Here is a 19,380-nt window from a genome sequence, read left to right on the forward strand (position 1 = left end):
TGTTTTCGACTAATCTCTCGATTGTCTGAAAACACTTTTTTATTTTACTGATTAAAATACAGCTTTTAATGTCACTCCTGCTCTATAATCATCTTCTTTATTATTCCCTGTTGAGTATTCCCCTGTCAGAAATATTCCATATCTGTCCTCTATTTCCACACCTATTGCTGCCTTCGTTCTAAATATCCCGGACTCATCCTGTGGTTTAGAAAGTTTATGATACCCGTCTTCAATTGCTGTTAATCTGGCTTTCTCCCTTTCATTTAGATCCGCAAGTTCATATTCATATGCAAAATCAAGCGCTCCTTTCAGCTGCCATCCCGAAGTGTTTCCTAATGGCAAAGCCCCTTTTACCTCAACTCCTGCTCTCGGCTTTACGCTCCATGCATCGTTTCCATCTATTTCCAGAGCTTCAAGACCGCTTTCTGTAAATGAAGGTCTTGTCACATACATGGCTCTGAATGCTCCATACGGCATTATACTTGCTTTTTTGCCAATCTCAAATCTTTTACCAAGTATATTATCACTTGTTATACTGTACGTTTCATATGTCCCGTTCATTTCCGATCTTCCGAACGGCGATATCCAGTCTATATTTCTGTCTACATTATGAAAGCTTACTCTTCCTGTAAGGTCATTTCTTACTTCCCAGTTATTTGCTTTATATTTATTATGTACTCCCAGCTGAATTGTATCTACCCATTCTTCACTTTCATTTCCGTCTTTAAATTCAAATCCTGTATGTAAATACCCCAGTGAATAGCCGAAAGTATGTCTGTATGTTCTTTCCACTTCCCGCAAGGCTAATACTCCTGTCGTTGTATAATCATAACCAGTAACTCCGTCAGTTTCCTCTTTATTTTTTCCTTTTGCTCCTATTACACTTATTTTTACATTTTCTTTCGTATTATCTGGTGATTCCTGCAATGTAAACAGCGTATCTTCAAATGCCTTTGCTATATCATTTTCTCTCTGGTTTATATTAGCGTATATATTCCCCGCCAGACTTGCCATTATGTGTCTGAAATCGCCCTCATCTGTTATATAATTTATTTTGTCAAATATTTGTCTTCCTTCACCATATGTAACAGCATATTTCTCATTAAGCACTCTTCCAAAATCTTCAAACCATAATCCGTCTGTAAATTCTGTATAAGGTTTTCTTGTCATTACAAGGTCGCTTCCCTGAGCTGTTGCATCCCATGTCAATGACTGCGAAATATATTCACCTTTTCCGGTAACACCCTTAAACATATTTTCAAATACGTATCTGTCTGCTGCTGTTCCTACTGCAAAATCAGGTGCTACTTCCAGCTTGTCAGGTATTACACCGCTGAACCCTACTTGACTTGATGAATTTGTAGTAGGTGTATTTGTAGACGGATCTATTGTTACTATTACTCTTATTCCGTCATAATTAAAGTTCCCGCCTACATTTATATTTATTATTCCTGAATTCACCAGTGTCGGCATATCCGGCAGATCATACTGCTTAGAGGTATAACCCCGCGTTGTCCCTGTTGTATCTGTTATGTTGCTTAATTCTACCGTCGGAGTATAAGCTATTCCAATACCCGTTCCTGTGATATTTATGATCCCGTGGTTTACAAGCTTGGTATCATCGCCTGCAAGGTATATTCCCGTTACATCATTCCCAGTAACATTAATAACCGCTCCATAATCATTATATATCTGGGCACCGTTCTGACCAGCTATCCCCATCACGTTATCACCAGTCATATTTATAGTACCGTAATTTCTTACTATTGCATAATCTGATACAAATATACCCTTTGCATCATTTCCGAAACCATTTATTATCCCGTGATTTTCTGCTGTATAACCTGCTCCTTTTACATAAATACCTATACCGTCTTTTCCTACCTGTATTGTTCTGCCGGAACTATTTGTTATATTAGAATCTTCACCGTATATTCCCACAGAATATCCAGTTTTATATTTATTCCCGGCTGAATCTGTATGCTCTACAAGATTTGAATCTCCCAGAATAATATCTGCATTGTTTATTATATTTGATCCTTTGGCATATACTCCTATATTTGCGACACCTGCACTGCCGGTTATATTGGCATTATTTACAAATGATCCTCCGCTTTTCAGATAATATCCTATATTGTCTGATCCTGTCATTGTCAATGTTCCGCTGTTATCTGCCGCAAGTACGGAATCAGCAAACACAAATATACTGTTATTTCCTATTACTGCCGGCTGATTATTAACAAATGACGGAGCTGTTGTTCCTGTAAATACAAAACCATATGAGCCGTCTCCTACAGAAACTGCCGAATTATTCGTTACCGTACCTGTCTGATTTACTGCGTAAACACCTATGGCATCATTTTGCCCCACTGTTATTGATGAACCTGTATTTAAGGTAATCGTTCCGCCTTCGGAATATATTCCTGTCCCGCCGTTTCCTGCTGTTATTGCCCCGGAATTTGTCACACTTCCGTTTAGATTATATATTCCTATAGAATTATCCCCTGCATTTATACTTCCGCCCGAATTTGTTATACTGCTTCCTGCATTATCTGCATAGATTCCCACTCCGGGCTGGATAGAACTCAGCGAATTTCCTATTGTTATTATTCCGCTATTTGTTATGCTGCTACTTCCGGTTGTATATATACCTATTGACTGATCTCCGCCTAAATTAATATTATTGCTGTTTGTCACACTTACCGGCGTTAATGCTGAATTTTCCGAGTAAATTCCCACCGCTTTTTGACCTGTACTTTTTATTTCTGCTGTTCCTGTATTAGATATGCTTACTCCGTCTTTCAGAAACAAACCTGTAGATTCCTGAGCGATGTTTATAGTTCCGTTATTATTTACTATATATGCTCCTGCCCCTTCGGCATATATTCCTACAGAATTATTATTTACTGTTATTGTTCCTTCATTTCTTCCTCTGGCTCCTCCAGTAAGGTACATTCCTGCCGATGAATCCCCGAGTGTTATTATACCAAGATTTGTTCCTTCTTCAGTTACTGTCTGTCCGCCAGATCCTGATACAGTATGTCCCGGAATCGGAATTCCGGCATGCTGTCCGCTCAGTACCATTCCGGAAACATTTGTTCCGGATGAGCTGATGTTTGAAGTTATTCCAAATAAAGCCACTGTTCCAACACCATTTATCAGTGAACCGTTTGAACCTAAAGCTGCTGATGTACTGTTATAAAAATCTCCGCCTATCATATTTCCCACTACATATGTCGATCCCGGTGTTGCTGTTACTGTAAATGGTGTTGACAGGTTTAGACTTGACCCAACATCTGTTATCATTAACGTTATATTTTTTCCGTCTACTGATATGCTTCCGCCCAGATTAGTCAGACTGCTGCTATTTGTAAGATAATATCCTATCGCATTATCTCCGTTTAATGATATTGTTCCTCCGTTTATTGACCCTGTACTTCCGCTTGCATATACTCCTACTCCGTTTTTCCCTACAGATATATTACCATTTATATTTAAAGTAGAATTTACAGCGTACACTCCTATTCCTGCCTCGGCACTTGATACATCTATATTTGAAGATGACCCCAGATTTATTACAGAATCAGCAACAGACACAGCCGTATTATTAGCATATATTCCGTATCCTCCGTGTGTTGTCCCTGTAGAAATTATGTTTTGGTTATTATTTATGGTTATCTTGTCATCACCATAACCCAGTGTCGAAGATGAGGTTACGCCGTCAAGATAGTTCACACCGTATATCCCTACACTTTTATTTCCTATATTTATAGTTCCGGAATTATTTGTCACGCTGCCGTTTGCCGCATAGATACCTACTGACTCTTCTCCTGTTACTTTTATAAAGCTTCCGGCAGTATTTGTTATATCTCCGAAATCTGCCAGCATTCCTGTGGAATTATTTCCTGACAAATCTATTACACTGTTATTATTTAACGTTATTCTTGCTCTGTCTAATGCACCGGAACCAGTTCCGTAGTTAACCTGACCCACTGCCAGCTGCCCTGAATTTGTACCTGTTATTCCGCTGTTTACATCAACACTTGAATTGATAAAATCTGACTTATTGTAAGAATCAGTATTACTGTTCAAATTTACTGCCTGATCTATAACCAAAGTACCTTTTGTTATTGAAAACGGTGTATAGTTCGGATTGCTCGATGATGATATTTTTACATTTGTTCCGCTTATTGTTGTTCCAGGTGCATAGGCTGTTCCAATCGAACTTAAAAGTATCGTTCCAGGTGCATCAATTATTGCCAGTTTTGATGTAGGATCTTTCAGATTAATCTCCAGTGTTCCGCTTCCTGTTACAAGTGACGATAAATATGTATTCAGGGCTCCTGTAGAAGAAAATGCCATTCCTCCCGCTTCTATATCTACGACTATAGTTCCGGAAGCTATATTTATATTACCGGAACCGCTGTTATTTAATGCAAAAATCCCGCCGTTTTCTACTATTGATTTATATGTTCCGGATAAATTTATTGTTACACCGTCTGCATAAAGACCGATTGCCCCGTTTCCTGTTTTTATTGTTCCGCCTGACAGATTATTTACAGTTCCGGCTTTGGCATAAAGACCTGCTCCATTTTGTGAATATACTTCTATATTTCCGCTTCCCATACTGAAAGTTCCCGAATGATTATATACACCTACCTGATCTTTATCAGTTCCTATAGCTGTCAGCCTTATATTCCCGGCATTGACTCCTGAACCATGTGCACCTATATACATTCCTATTGCCTTATCTGCAGAAGCTGCTAATGATTGTATTGTCCCTGTATTTATTATTGTTCCAGTATTTAATGTCGAAGCTCCTACAGCATACATACCTGTTACATTATCTCCAAGTGATATTGTATTGGTATTTGTTCCTAAAGATGTATTTCCTGCAGTTGCTTCTACATACATCCCTATTCCGGAAGTTACATCAGCTACCTTTATTGCAGCTCCGCTGCTCATTGTTGAATTTTTCAGGTATATTCCTGTTCCTGATCCGCCTGATACATTTACACTTCCGGCTATTGATGTCGCAGTACTGTTATCTCCGTATATTCCTACAGAGCTTCCTCCAGCTGCTGATTCCACTGTTATAGTTCCGGCATTTATTAAATCTGTTTTCTTAAGATATGCTCCTATTATTGTTCCAGTTCCTTTTAGATCTATATTTGATGTTGAAGTAAGATTTACCGACGAAACTGCAGTTGTATTATTATCTGCATATATACCAAATGCATCACCGCTTACTCCTCCTGCTACTGTTTTGATATCTTTTTGATTTTCTATATCTATCTGATCATTTCCATAGCCTAATGTAGTATAACTCGTACTTCCGTCAAAATAATTTCCGCCGTATATCCCCACAGAGCCCTGTCCGCCAAGCTCTATCAAGCCTTGGTTTAATGTATCCGCTCCGTTGGCTACATACATTCCTATGGAATTATTTCCGCTTAACTTTATTTTACCGGTACTGCTGTTTGTAACAGTTATATAGTCACCTGCTATTCCTGTAGAACCATTTCCTGCAAGTGAAATAGTTCCGTTATTCACTATATATCTGCCTGCTAATGTACCGCTTGAATTATTTCTCTGTGCTATGGCAATGTATTGTTTTGCAGAATTTGTACCTTCTACTGTAGTACTTGAGTCTACTGTTACATTAGTATTTATAAACTGTATTTTACCGTATGATCCTGAATCCAGATCTGATTCCGTACTATCATTCAGTGTCAGATCAAACCCGTTCATTACATAATCATTATAACCTGATCCCGTAAAATTAAAAAAACCGCTTGTCAAACTTGGAAGCCCCGTAAAATTAAGTATATTAACAACTCCTCCCGGTGAGTCAATATACATAACATTTGACCCGGCCGCCATATTGACAGTCAAACTGCCTGCATTAGCAAAAGCTCCTTTTATTGCCGCTGCTACAGTCGGAATATCTGCCAGATTAGCAACCTTGGCATAAAGCAGCATTCCACCGGGATTTACATTCGCTGAGGCCGGCCCTGTTATATTATACTTACCTGTTACCGTACTGCCGTTTACATAATTATAGAAAAGGAGTCCGCCCTGATTTGCCGTAAGCAAATTTGATCCTGACAAATTAATTGTAGAATTATCACCGGAATATAAAGCTATTCCACCATTTTGGGCAATTATATTTCCTCCACTGATTGTCGTCAAAAGAGTATTATCAGCATATACACCAATCGAATTTTCTGCTCCGGAAGTTATTGTCCCACTGGACATTGTATATGTAGCGGCATTATACACTCCTAACGACTCTTTTCCGCTTAATGTTATCGTCCCGCTGTTTTTTCCTGAAGACCCTGCAAGAACTGCAGTGGCCTGAGACTTTTCTTCATTTACTATAATATTTCCTTTATTTTCCAAATAACCATTATTTGAAGAAAGCATTCCTATTGATGTTTTGGCTCCGGTACCTAAGGTTATTGTTCTTCCTGTATTATTTATTATTGATGTTCCGGTTCCGTTTGCCTGAATTACCACATTATTTCCAAGACCTTTGTTTATTGTTATATCTTTATCCAGCGTTATTCCATATTTATCACTTCTTATCAAAACACTTTTTAAGGCATTTGAATCAAAATCCAGACTTTGGATATGTGAAGAATTCAGTATCATTTCTTCATTCTGTGATGTTTTATAATCACTTCTACGTAATATACCTATATTTTCTTCACCATTAATTTTTATATTCAAATTTTTAATATTATCAACTATATTTGTAGCTCCTGTAGGAGTTATATTTTTTGAAAAAGAAATTCCTATATTATTTTTTCCTGCAACTTTTATTTCTCCTGAGGAACCATCCAGTACTGCTAATTTATAATAATCGGGAAGATTTGCAGAACCTGCCTGAACAGAACCGTTGTTGTCAATTATATTAGGTATTCTCACCCCGTAGCTTGCAGTGCCTTCTAATTCAATATTACCTATTGTAACATCAACAACTGGATAAAATCCGGCATAATGACCAAAATCTATTCCGATACTTTTTGTTGAATTACTTGTAAGCTTTATGTTTCCCGCATTTATAAATTTAGGCTTATTTGTCGCAGCAACAGGTGTCTGGACTGTTTCATTTGTAATCATTACTCCTATTACACTCTGTCCGCCGTTAATTATCAAATTTCCTTCATTTTTTAATGTTGCCCCGTTATTTGGCGTATCTCTTCCATTGAGCTGCAGACGCATTCCTATCAAAATAGAATTCGAATTCGTAGAGTGACCGTAAAGGGTTAAATTAGATCCGGGTGTTATTCTTACTACTCCGTTATCCCCGTACCAGCATGTATTCAGGCTCACAAAATAATACGCTGTTGATATAGTCGAATTATTCCGCATAATATAATCTCCGATTACATCAACATTTTCAGCTACTCCGCTCGTATACCCCGTAGTACTTATAAAAGTCCTCATTCCTGCTGATGACGAATTACCTATTGCCAAGGTTCCCGAAGCTGATGGTGTCGCTAAAGCCGTATAGGCTACCGGTGCCCCGCTGATTGTCCCTACTCCTGATCCTGCCAGAGTTATTTCTGCAGTATTACCTGATGCTACTTCAATTTTGTCAAAATTATTCAGATATATTTGCGATGAATTAACTTGATATCCTTGATATTCTGTTACACCATCAGGAATATAAGCCAGCATTTCAGGCTGAAATGTGCTTGGTGCTGTTATCGAAGGCGTTATGGGATTAAAACTATTTACAATAATTGAATTAATTGTCGGGATTGTTATTACCACCGGCAGCGGAGCTGTCGGTGCCACTATTGAAGGTACAGAAAATGATGTCAGTACCGGTAGTGTCGGCGTTATTGTCCCTACTGTGGGACTTCCTGGAGTAACAGGTGTTACCAGCGGCATGGAAGGCTTTGTTACTCCCAGAGATATCGGCTGTCTGTCAGGTTCTTTTACCTGTATTCCTACTCCGAGATCTATCTCCTTCGGCTGCTGTAATGACTGATACGGCTTTCCTTCCAGACCTCCTGTCATTCCGCTTGTTGTTACATAATTACCGTTTGTATCATAATATCCTGATACTTTTGAATTATATTTTGCATTTTCTTTGGAATTATCTACCCCTTTATTGTATTCGCTGTAAGTTCCCGAAATAAATATCTGCCACTCTAAAAACTCTGGTTTTATTACATAATCATTCTGTTTATACAGGTCTTTCAACTCAGCATTTCTTTGTTTTAATACTTTTTCTATTATTTCGTAATTTTTTTTGTTTGATTTTCCCTGTTCTATATTTTTTATTATATTATTGTACATTCTGTCATATTTTACGGAATTACTCCCGGCAGCTTCAGCGCTGTAAGCCGAGATCATTGCATTTAATGCTAGAAAAGGCAATAATAATCTTTTATTTTTTTTCATAAATTCTCCTTACTTTCTTCAAATGGTTTTCAAAGTTTTATCTATTAAATCATATCATATTTTTTATTTTTTATCCATTAAATTAAATTTCATTCTATCTCTAATATACAGGGAAAATCCCTGTTTTTTCTTATTTTAAACCAATTTTGGAATCATTATCTTTTTCAGATAAAAATTGAGAGACTCTACTGTTAATAGGAGTCTCTCATCATTTTTACAATAATTCCGTAAATTAATCACAATACTAATGACAGTGTCTTTTTCCGGTACTCCTGTCCACATGGCATCCGTTTTTGTCTGTTCTGCCTCCGTGAGCTGCCGATACGGAGAATACTGCCACCAGCAATAACATTGTTAACACAAAAAGTTTTTTCATAAATAACCTCCTTATACTAGTTTTATCTAAAAAATGTAACAAACACTTTATCATTTCCACTTTTATTCTGTTTCAACCGCTTTGAGTGACTCAGCTCTTTTTTCTTCAAACTCATCTGTAATTATATATTTTTTCAGATTTTCAAATTCCTGTGGACTTATTTTTTTACTAACAGTCGTAAAATGTTTATCAAAAGGATTTCTTTTATATATATTGTTTTTGTCTATAAAAGCCCCATAATCCCCGGTTCCCGCAAGTTCATCCATATAGCTGCTTCCTCTTGCAAAAGCATAGGTTCCCGTATCGACACCTTTTATATCGGAATACTCTGTGCCAAATCTGTCTATTACTGCTATTTTATTATTTGATTTTAATATAATCATCTCTTTATCAATATATACAAGGCTTTTTTTTACAGGTGTTATATCAGTTTTTCTCAAATACAGCCAGTCATTAACATAAAAATTATTTTTATCCTTGAAAATATTCAGCCCGTCTACTACAGCATAAAGATCAAAGCTTTTTGGGTCTATTTTATATTTTTCCTTCAAATTTTCAGTTTTATTCCCTAAAAGATATATATTGTTATTATCTTTCAGGATATTCTGAGCTGAGGAATCCAGCTTATAAATCTTAGAATCTTTCTTCACAATATTGAGCCGCTCTATTCCTGAATAATAATAATTTTTATCCTCATATAATCCTGCTCCCGCAGATTTAAAAGTTTCGGGATCTATTCCTTTTATTTTCTCATCTTTCAGGTAAACACCGTTTTTATCTTTTACCATTGCATAAATATAACTGCTCCCGCATGTATCACCATCATAAAATTCTTCCATTACCTTAAAAGTATTTCTGTCATAATCTGTTTTTTCTTTTCCGTAAAAAACACTTTCGTTACTCAAAAGATAATGCCCCTCCAAAATATATTCCGCAGGATCTGCACCTGCTATTTTCTCTGTTTGGTAGTAAATACCGTTTTTATCTGATGTATAATCATTTCCTATGGTTTTGAATGATACGCTGTCGGCATATTCCAGTTTTTTCCCCATAAAGTATACATTCTTATTATCTTTTCCGTATCCCTCTACTTTGTCCAAAAGGACAAAAGAAGGAGAATCTGCCCCCGAAATAATATCTCCGAGATAATAAACATTTCTTTTATCCTTGGAATAGCCTGTAGCCCCTATCAATGTGCCGACACCGCCCAAAAATTGAAATGTCTCGGGGTCAGAGCCTTTTATTACACTTCCTTGATAATAAACATTCTTATTATCTTTTCCAAAATAAGGATTAATTCCGGTAAACTTATCTGCATTTACTTTTTCCAGCTTTACCAGTTCTTCCTTATAACCCGGAATTCCATAATACACTTCTTTCCCTTCTTTTACATAAGAATAAAATACCGGACTGCAGCTGATCCCTGTATAGAATGCCGCTAAAAACAGAATAAAAACTATTTTTTTCATAAAACTCACCCTCATTTCACTTTTCAATATCATATTAAATCAGTAAAAATATACTTTCTAAATCATTATTATTCATATTATATCTTTTTTATATTGTTTATTCAATAAATATTAAATAAAAAGCCGGCTCTAAAATCTCTCCTTTTTTATCAAATTTATTTTTTATACATTGTTTTCGATGTACTTATCAAATTTTCAGAAAAATGCCGGCTATTAGAAAATCATCCTTTATATTCTTAGTCTGAAATAAAAAGAAAAATCCGGACAGTTTTTTATTTTTTAATTATACAGGACTAAATATTTTTATTTCACTGAAACAAACATGGTATAATCCTAAATAATCTGATATAAAGTATATATATATTAAAAAAAATTTCACATGGAGGATTAAGAATATGGAAAATATGACATTTGAAGAATTAATAAAAATAAACTGCTTTTCAAAAGAAGCATCGGAACAAAAACAAGCCGCCGAATTATTAGAACAGCGTTACTGCTGTGAAATTCGCTGTGCCGACATGGATGAGAGTGTACGTTTTGCACATCATGCACGCGGGTGTACAATAGTTGCCGCAAAGCTGAGTAAAAATGTCGTCATTTTTCAAAATGTTACAATAGGTTCCAATATGCGCTACAATAAAATAAAAAAGGAATGGGAAAATGTGGGCAGTCCCATCATTGCCGAAAACGTGATTATTGCAGACGGTGCTAAGGTTCTTGGCCAAATAACAATCGGTAAAAATACAGTAATTGGTGCCGGAGCAATCATTACAAAAGATATTCCTGAAAACAGCGTCGCATATGGAATAAATCAATATAAAGCCAAAGATCCTGATTATGATTTAGTATTCAATCCGGATATGATTTCCGGAGAAGAGATTATGAGAATTGATGCCAAACGGGTTGCCGAATTTGATAAAATGCAGGATCACTCTTAAAAACCCTGTTATTAAGTATCTTAGTTCTTTATACAGTAAAAGCTCTTTCTTTTGGAGAAACTTTTTAATTATTAATGAATCGGATGAAAGTTTATGCTGTTATTCATAAAAATTCTTATCTTAAAACAAAAAGCCGGATTCATATCCGGCTAATTTATCATGTCTTTTCAATTTCTAACTCTTGTTTTTGTATGTGTTTTATATTTTCGCAGTAAGTCATCGATTCTCTGTTTAAAGATACAGTACAGTATTTCTTTAATTATCTGCCAGCTTCAATGGTCCATTTACTAATGGTATAACAATTTTTCTGTCAACATATTTCATATAAATAAGCCCTCCAATAAATGTTACAGCTTCTGATATCAAAAATGACCACCAAATAAAAGATAATCCGAAAATATTTCCAAAGATATACGCCAGTGGAAGTAAAACAATACATTGTCGTGAAGCAGATAAAAATAAGCTTGATAATCCTTTCCCCAGACCTTGCAGGGCATAGCTCATCATAACTACCGTACTTCCAAAAGCAAAGCTTAAGCTTAAAATTCTTAATGCCGATATTCCCAGCTGCAGCATATCGTCTGACGGATTAAACATTTCAATAATCTGTGTAGTAAACAGCTGTAATAATAAAAATCCTATTAATCCTATAAATAATGAATATAAACCGGCAAATTTAATTGATGTACGTATCCTGTCCCCGTTTTTAGCCCCGTAATTAAAAGCTACAATTGGTATTAAAGCATTATTCAGACCAAATACTGCCATATATACGAAAGTCTGCAATTTGAAATATGCTCCGAATACTGCAGTTGCTGTCACTGAAAAACCTAATAAAATCATATTAACACCAAATATCATTATTGAACTCATTGCCTGCATAATTATTGTAGGAATCCCTACTTTGCATATCTCTTTTACTGCCGATATATCTAAAGCAAAATTTCTTAAAGAAAAGTCTATTTCTTTATTTTTTTTCAAATTAAAATATATACACAAAAATAAAGAAACAGTCTGCCCTATTACTGTGGCAATAGCTGCACCCGCTACGCCAAGACTCGGAAAATTAAAATATCCAAATATAAAAATAGGATCTAAAATAATATTAACAATTGCTCCGGCAATTTGTGAAATCATTGTATAAAAAGTTCTTCCTGTAGACTGCAGTAATTTTTCCAGAATAAGCTGAAACAGCTGACCGAAAGAAAAGACAGAGCATATCTTTAGATATGAATATCCCATATTTATTATTTCTTTATTATCAGTCTGAATATTAAAAAACCATTCACACATAAAAAAACCGAATATTAAAAACATCAAATATACTGCAATTCCTATAAGTAAACTATTTACAGCTATTACAGTCACTTTTTTATGTTCTCCGGCTCCCAGATATTTTGATAAGCTGGAACTTGCTCCCACGCCTATTCCTGTCCCGCAGGCTATAATAATATTTTGTACAGGAAAAGCCAAAGAAACTGCTGTCAGAGCATTTTCACTGTATCTTGCAACAAACAAGCTGTCAACTATGTTATAAAGTGCTCCGATAAGCATAGATATTATCATTGGCGCTGCCATTGTAATCAGAAGACGGTTGACACTCCCAATCCCCATTTTGTTTTGATTTAATTTTCTTTCCATGATTTTCTCCTCTTCTTAAAAATAAAAAAGCGGCATGCAATAAAAAAAAGTCCAAGAACGACCTAGACTTATGTTTTTCACTGCATACCGCTTAATAAAATAATATCATATTTTATATATTTTGTAAACTTTTGATTTTTTGCTGAGTTTATTTATAAAAAATCATGGTTTTTTATAGAAAAAATTAAATACTTTAGTAAAAACAGACTGTATAGTTACTACAGTCTGCCCTTATAAAATAAGCTCTTAATTATTATATTCCGCCGTCCTCAGATTCATATGTAATGCTGTTGTCATAAGGTATAAATATAAATTCTTTTACTTCTTCTCTTCCTACCTCAAGTGCATATTCTGCGAGCTCATGCAGATCCATGTCATCTCTTTCGCTTAAAACTCCCAGAAGCATAGGAAGATTTGTCCCTGAAATAACTCTCATTTCAGCTTCCTCCATACTTAGTCTTGAGGCTACCTGAAAAGGAGTACCTCCGGCAATGTCTGTAAAACACAGCAGTCCGTCACATTCCTTTAATTCATGTATTGCAGTTTTTATATTGTTTTCCAGAACTTCTGAGGAATCTTCTTCGCCAAAATTTACTATTTTCAGATTTTCAGGTGAACCAAATACCAGCTTAACGGCACTCATCATTCCTAAAGCAAAATTAGCATGCCCTGTTATTATTATCCCTACCATTCTACTCAGCTCCTTACAATATTTTTAATGCCGACAAAATTATTGACGCTATAAATGTAAGTAAAATCAGTAATGTCGGACTTACTTTTCTGGTTCTTAAAATAGCATACATAAGCATCGTATAGGCAAACGGCAAAATATTAGGGAATATTTTATCAAACAGATCGGCCTGTAATGATACTGTTTTTTCTGCATTTACCACTATCTGTGAAACCACTTCTATGTGTACATATGAAGCTATAAGTCCTCCTATAACTGTCGTCCCCAGTATAGTTGCTGCTTTTGATACTATTTCTGAATTTTCCTTTATTTTTTCTATTGCTCTTATACCTAAGTTATATCCAAAATGGGTCCATACAACCCGGAACAAAAATATAACAAAATAAACCATAAAGAATATAATCGGTCCGAGAACACTTCCTTCTTCTGCAAATGATGCAGAAATTCCGGCTACTATAGGAAGTATTGTAAACCAGAATATGGCATCCCCTATTCCGGCTAAAGGTCCAAACAATGCTACTTTCAGACCTTTTATCAAATCTCTGTCTTCTCCGCTCTCTTCAAGTGACATCAGCAGCCCCATCAGAAAACCTACCAGATTAGGATGAGTATTTATAAATTCAAGGTTATCTTTCATCGAATTAGAAATAGCCTGTTTATCGCCTTTATGTATTTTTTCTATAGTAGGAAGCATAGAGCATGTCCATCCTCCAGCCTGCATTCTTTCATAGTTGAATGATGCCTGCAGGAAAGATGATCTGAAGCCCAAAAGAGTTATATCCCTCTTTGTAAGAACTTTTTTATTAGATTCCTTCATTGCCATCATCTCCTCTGTCTCTTGCATTTAATCCAGCCTCTTCGATTTTCTTCTGATTAAAATATTCATATATTGCAAATGCTGTTCCCAGCAAAGCTACCGGAAGGAGATTCGAAAATTTTAAGAAAGATGCCACTACAAATCCTATTATTAAATATGGTATATATTGTTTCTGAAGCATAACCCTTAACAAAAGCCCAAATCCCACTGCAGGAAGGATACCCCCTGCTACTTCAAATCCGTGAGTCAGCCATTCTGGCATACTGTTTACCAGATTCTGCACAGCTTCCTGTGCCACATATGAAGATACGAAAACAACAACCGCATATGATATACCTACTATTAATGTGGTAACTAAATTTAAAAAATAAAATTTCTTTATCTCTACGTCTTCTGCATATTTATCCGCTTTTTTCATGAAGAGCGAGAATATCGAGTAATAAAATAAGATAATATACTGCATTAAAAAGCTAAACGGAAGTGCTAATCCAATGGCTATTTTCGCATCTACCTTAGCAGTATAAGCTATAACCGTGGTCATTACTCCTGCCAAAACAGGGTTAGGCGGCTGTGTTCCTCCCGCCGGAGTCAGTCCGGCAAAAGCAAGTTCTGTCAAAGCACCTGTAAGTAATCCAAGCCTTAAATCCCCCAAAATAAGTCCTGTCAGAGTACTTACTATCAATGGTCTAAATATAAATAAGGCCTCAAGCCAAAAATCAATACCAACAATAAAAGCCATAACCGCTAAGCATATTCCTTGAAATAAACTTATTTCTAGCATATTATCCACCTCTTACACTTTTAGTTTTTTGTCTCCAGGTACATCCTGTATATAAATATCTACTCCTTTAGATTCCAGATATTTGATATCATCTCTGTCTTTTTGATCCACATATACTTTCTTGCTGAGCTGCTCTTTCCCCTCAGAAAAATGCATATTTCCGATATTCACTTCCTTTATAGGAACTCCTCCGTCTACTAGTTTTTTCACTGTTTCCGGAGTTTTACACACTATAAATATTTTCTGATTAGGCGAAGCTTTATGAATAATGTTAATCGTGTGTTCTATGGTAAAAAATCTGATTCCTACCCCGGAAGATTTAGCAACTACCTCCATTAATTGTTTTTCCACATCGCTGTTAGCCGCAACATCATCTACTACCACAATCAGATTTGCACCCAGTGACTTTACCCATGTAACTCCGACCTGTCCGTGGACCAGACGATTGTCAATTCTTGTTAATAAAATATTAGGTCCCACTTGTCTCTCCTCCTTATTTATTGATCTATAAAAACCAGCTTTGGATATTTTTTGCTCCTTTCAAAAAAAGCTTTATTGAATTTTATCATAAGCTGAATTTTTTAGGATTTGCCGGCTTTTATTTCACAGCCGACAAATCTTAAAAAGCTACTTCTCCCAAAGTAGCTGTTTTTTTATTTATAATAAACCTATATATCTTCCTATTATACCTACAAGTAAAGTTATTCCTATCAGTAAAAGAGGTGATTTTCCTTTTCTTAACAGGTAGTACATAAGAAAAGTGTAAGCTAAAGGCAGCAGTCCCGGCATGATTTTATCCAGAACATCTTCCTGAATTGCCACTTTCGCCTGTCCTGCATTAATTACCAAAGTCAGATTAAATCTTATATATGTGGCAATTAATCCTCCTACCACAGCAAGACCAAGTATACTTGCAGCTCTTGAGATACTTTGCGTATCCTCATTCAATGTTTTCAGCGCACTTACCCCTGTTCTGTATCCATAGTGCATAAGTCCGTATATCAAACCGAAGTGAATTACATTAAAAATCAAAAGGAATACAAACGGTCCGGCTATACTTCCGTTTATAGCAAGTGCAGAACCTATTCCTGCTGATATTGGAAGAAGCGTAAGCCATATCAGGGCATCCCCTATTCCTCCCAGCGGTCCCATTGTAGCTATTTTTATACCTCTTATTGTATCTATATTTTCTTTATTTTCCTCCATTGCTATTACTATACCCTCTATAAATGTTACCAGAAAAGGGTGGGTATTAAAGAACTCCATATGCATCATCATAGACTTTGACATATCGTCTTTGTTTTTATGAATTTTTTTCAGTCCCGGAATTATAGAATATAACCAACCGCAGGCCTGCATTCTTTCATAGTTAAATGATGCCTGTACGAATAACCCTCTCCAGGCCATTTTATTCAGGTCTTTTGCAGTAATTACCTTTTCTTTTGTCTGATCCGCATAAGCATTAGATTCCATCGCTATATTCCTCCTTTGCCTCTGTATTTCCGCCTGATCCGCCGGATCTGTCTTTTTTCAGATAGTAGTCATACATTGCTATACTCAAGCCTATAAAGGCTATCGCCATAATTTCCAGCTTTAAGAAAGCTGCCAGTACGAATCCCAGTATCAGGAATCCGGCAAACTCTTTTTTCAGCATAATTTTCAAAAGCATTCCAAATCCTACTGCCGGCATCATTCCTCCGGCTACCGATAATCCTCCTATTAACTTTTCAGGTAACATCTGCACCACGCTTCTTGCAGCTTCTTCCCCGAAAAATATAGGCAAAAATGCAACTACGAAATATGAACAAAATAAAATCAGTAATCCGAGATAATTTATTCTTTCTATTCCCCTTACATCTGCATTGGCTGCATATTCGTCGGCCTTATGCATTACCGGTGAAAATACAGTGAATAACAATGTTATTCCTGCCTGCGCCGCAATAGCGAAAGGCACTGCTACACCAACTGCTATATTAGGATCTTCTTTTGTAAATATAGCAAAAGCAGTTCCTATTATCCCTCCGATAACCACGTTAGGCGGCTGTGCACCGGCAAGCGGCACCATCCCCATCCATACTAATTCTAACATTCCCCCTGCAACTAATCCTGTCTTTACATCTCCTAATATTATTCCTACTACTAAGCCTGTTACCACTGGTCTGTGAACATGCAGCTGAAGATCAAATAAGTCAATTCCCGCAAGTCCTGCCCAGATTCCTATTAGTAACGCCTGTACGAACATTAAGAACACCTCCTGTTTTTGGTTCAATTTTAAAACATTAACTCAGGTTCAATCTATTAATTAAACTTATTGCTAGCTTTAATATTGTACTCAGAAAGTAACTATAAATTATATTGGATATTTTTTTATATTATTTTGAATTTTGAAATTAAATTTTTAACATTTGAATTTTTAGATTATTTTTTGATAAGTCCCCCGTTTTAATAATTTGATATTAAATATACGAAAGTTAAGAAATGTTGCTAAAGCCTTTTATGTACAATGCTTACTCATTATTTATTATACCACCTTAACAAAAAATGTCAACTAAAGTTCGTTTACCGTGCTGTTAGAATATTCTGTTTCCCATTCTTTTCCCCTTGTGTTTCCTATAAATACCGAAATATACATTACTTTTAATTTATTTATTTTTAATTAATTACATAATAATAATAACTATTGTTTTTTATTTATTTTGAAATATAAATTTTTGTTTACATAACTGAAAAAAATACTTTTTTATTTTTTCAATTTATAACCCGTATATTTTATAATATGTCTGCTTCGCTTATAAAGTCATATTTTATTCCAATTTTTCAATACCGGATATTTGGCATTCTGTAAAATATCTGTTAGGTATAATGATGAAATAAAACTGATGATATAAAAGCAGCAGGCAGGCTCCAAACTGATCTTCTATACTCTTATAAATAATAATTACTCTCTTGACCGAAAAATTTTTTTAGACTATAATTTGAATAAGATATAAATAATTTGATCAGACTATGCTCTGTCTCTGTTTTTTTGATTTTGCAAAGTACTGACAATTTTGCTGGAGGTATTTTTATGGTATTAAAAAATATTGATATTGTACTTGAAGACGAGGTAATCAAAAGTGATGTTCAAATAAAAAACGGAAAAATTTTCAAAATCTCTGCTGAAATAGAATCTGATGAATCTCTTGACTGCAGCGGAAAGTATCTTATTCCCGGATTTATAGATATGCATATTCATGGTATAGGAGGGCATGATGCCATGGACGGTACTGTGGAAGCAGTTACTTCTATGTCGAAAGAAGTTTTGAAAAGAGGTGTTACTTCCTATCTGCCTACACTTCTTACAGAATCTGTGGAAAGAATACACAGCGGTTTTGAAGCTGTAAAAACAGTAATGGGAATGGATATCGAAAATACAGCAGATATTATTGGTGTCCATATGGAAGGACCATTTTTCTGCGATGAATTCAAAGGTGCACAGAATCCTAAATTTTTACAATACGGCACACTTGATACTCTGGAAGCACTGGTTGGAAATTACTGGGATATCCTAAAAATTCTGTCAGCCGCCCCTGAACGTATAGAATTTTCTGTTATTCAGAAATTAAAAGAGAAAGGTGTAATTGCTTCTATAGGACACACAAGTGCTGACAGTGAGCTTGTAGAAGAAGCCAGTTTATTCGGTATGACACACTGTGTCCACCTGTATAACGGCATGAAAGGACTCCATCACAGAGAACCCGGTACGGCAGGTGCAATACTGAATAACGACAGAATACATGCTGAACTGATTCTTGACGGAATTCATGTCCACCCTAAAATGGCAAAGCTTGCCTATAAATGTAAAGGGAACAAGCTCTCTCTTATTACCGATGCCATGAGAGCCACTGGACTTCAGGACGGAAAATACGATCTCGGAGGACAGGATGTATTCGTAAAAGGATACGAAGCAAGACTTGCCAACGGTTCACTCGCAGGAAGCACCCTTACAATGGACAGAGCATTCAAAAATGCCCTGAGATTTCTTGATTCTGGTATTATCGGTGCAGTTAAGCTTACCAGCACAAATGCTGCCGATGAGCTGGGTCTGACTTCCAAAGGAAGGATAGAAGTGGGACGAGATGCCGATCTGCTGGTCGTAGACAGAGAATATAATATAGAAAAAATAATAAAAGCAGGAAAGATAATTTCTTAAGCTGTTATATAAAAAAACGGACACGCATTGTAAATTCATCATTACAGGTCAATGCTG

The 19,380-nt window shown here is 35.8% G+C and carries 12 protein-coding genes; 2 read left to right on the plus strand and 10 right to left on the minus strand.

The genetic code is table 11. The features are described 5' to 3' along the window. Window positions 1-51: 51 nt before the first annotated feature. From STERM_RS16745 to STERM_RS16750, 3 genes are all read right to left on the minus strand, one after another. Entirely contained in the window at window positions 52-8,418 is an 8,367-nt protein-coding gene (locus tag STERM_RS16745; protein ID WP_012862812.1) for an autotransporter domain-containing protein, read from the minus strand. A gap of 244 nt (window positions 8,419-8,662) precedes the next feature. Next, window positions 8,663-8,794 (minus strand): YHYH domain-containing protein, encoded by a 132-nt coding sequence (locus tag STERM_RS21935; protein WP_012862813.1) that lies wholly within the window; start codon window positions 8,792-8,794, stop codon window positions 8,663-8,665. Window positions 8,795-8,856: 62 nt separating this feature from the next. Further along, a complete protein-coding gene (locus STERM_RS16750; RefSeq protein WP_012862814.1) occupies window positions 8,857-10,263 on the minus strand; it encodes a DKNYY domain-containing protein in 1,407 nt (468 codons plus the stop codon). Between the two features lie 395 nt (window positions 10,264-10,658). Between STERM_RS16750 and STERM_RS22735 the strand changes: the two genes are divergently transcribed. Then, entirely contained in the window at window positions 10,659-11,201 is a 543-nt protein-coding gene (locus STERM_RS22735) for an LbetaH domain-containing protein (protein WP_012862815.1), read from the plus strand. Between the two features lie 255 nt (window positions 11,202-11,456). Here STERM_RS22735 and STERM_RS16760 read toward each other — a convergent pair whose 3' ends face one another. The 7 genes from STERM_RS16760 to agaW all read right to left on the minus strand — a co-directional run bounded on the left by STERM_RS16760 (window position 11,457) and on the right by agaW (window position 17,373). Next, the gene (locus STERM_RS16760) at window positions 11,457-12,842 is read right to left on the minus strand and encodes an MATE family efflux transporter (RefSeq protein ID WP_012862816.1); all 1,386 of its coding nucleotides are present in this window, start codon (window positions 12,840-12,842) and stop codon (window positions 11,457-11,459) included. Between the two features lie 253 nt (window positions 12,843-13,095). Then, window positions 13,096-13,533, minus strand: a complete 438-nt coding sequence (gene agaF / locus STERM_RS16765) for a PTS galactosamine/N-acetylgalactosamine transporter subunit IIA (protein WP_012862817.1) — start codon at window positions 13,531-13,533, stop codon at window positions 13,096-13,098. A 13-nt stretch (window positions 13,534-13,546) separates the two neighbouring features. Next, on the minus strand, window positions 13,547-14,377 hold the full coding sequence (agaD, locus tag STERM_RS16770; protein ID WP_012862818.1) for a PTS galactosamine transporter subunit IID: 831 nt from the start codon (window positions 14,375-14,377) through the stop codon (window positions 13,547-13,549). Next, entirely contained in the window at window positions 14,337-15,131 is a 795-nt protein-coding gene (gene agaC / locus STERM_RS16775; protein ID WP_012862819.1) for a PTS galactosamine transporter subunit IIC, read from the minus strand. The genes agaD and agaC overlap by 41 nt, the downstream gene beginning before the upstream one ends. A gap of 12 nt (window positions 15,132-15,143) precedes the next feature. Then, on the minus strand, window positions 15,144-15,611 hold the full coding sequence (gene agaB / locus STERM_RS16780) for a PTS galactosamine transporter subunit IIB (protein WP_012862820.1): 468 nt from the start codon (window positions 15,609-15,611) through the stop codon (window positions 15,144-15,146). A 177-nt stretch (window positions 15,612-15,788) separates the two neighbouring features. Then, complete coding sequence (locus STERM_RS16785) at window positions 15,789-16,604, minus strand: PTS system mannose/fructose/sorbose family transporter subunit IID (RefSeq protein WP_012862821.1); 816 nt, start codon at window positions 16,602-16,604, stop codon at window positions 15,789-15,791. Then, the gene (agaW, locus tag STERM_RS16790) at window positions 16,594-17,373 is read right to left on the minus strand and encodes a PTS N-acetylgalactosamine transporter subunit IIC (protein ID WP_012862822.1); all 780 of its coding nucleotides are present in this window, start codon (window positions 17,371-17,373) and stop codon (window positions 16,594-16,596) included. Before agaW ends, STERM_RS16785 begins: the two co-directional genes overlap by 11 nt. 825 nt (window positions 17,374-18,198) lie before the next feature. Here agaW and nagA point away from each other — a divergent pair. After that, complete coding sequence (nagA, locus tag STERM_RS16795; protein ID WP_012862823.1) at window positions 18,199-19,323, plus strand: N-acetylglucosamine-6-phosphate deacetylase; 1,125 nt, start codon at window positions 18,199-18,201, stop codon at window positions 19,321-19,323. Window positions 19,324-19,380: the final 57 nt, after the last annotated feature.

Origin of the sequence: Sebaldella termitidis ATCC 33386 (assembly GCF_000024405.1) — a bacterium.
Classification (GTDB): domain Bacteria; phylum Fusobacteriota; class Fusobacteriia; order Fusobacteriales; family Leptotrichiaceae; genus Sebaldella; species Sebaldella termitidis.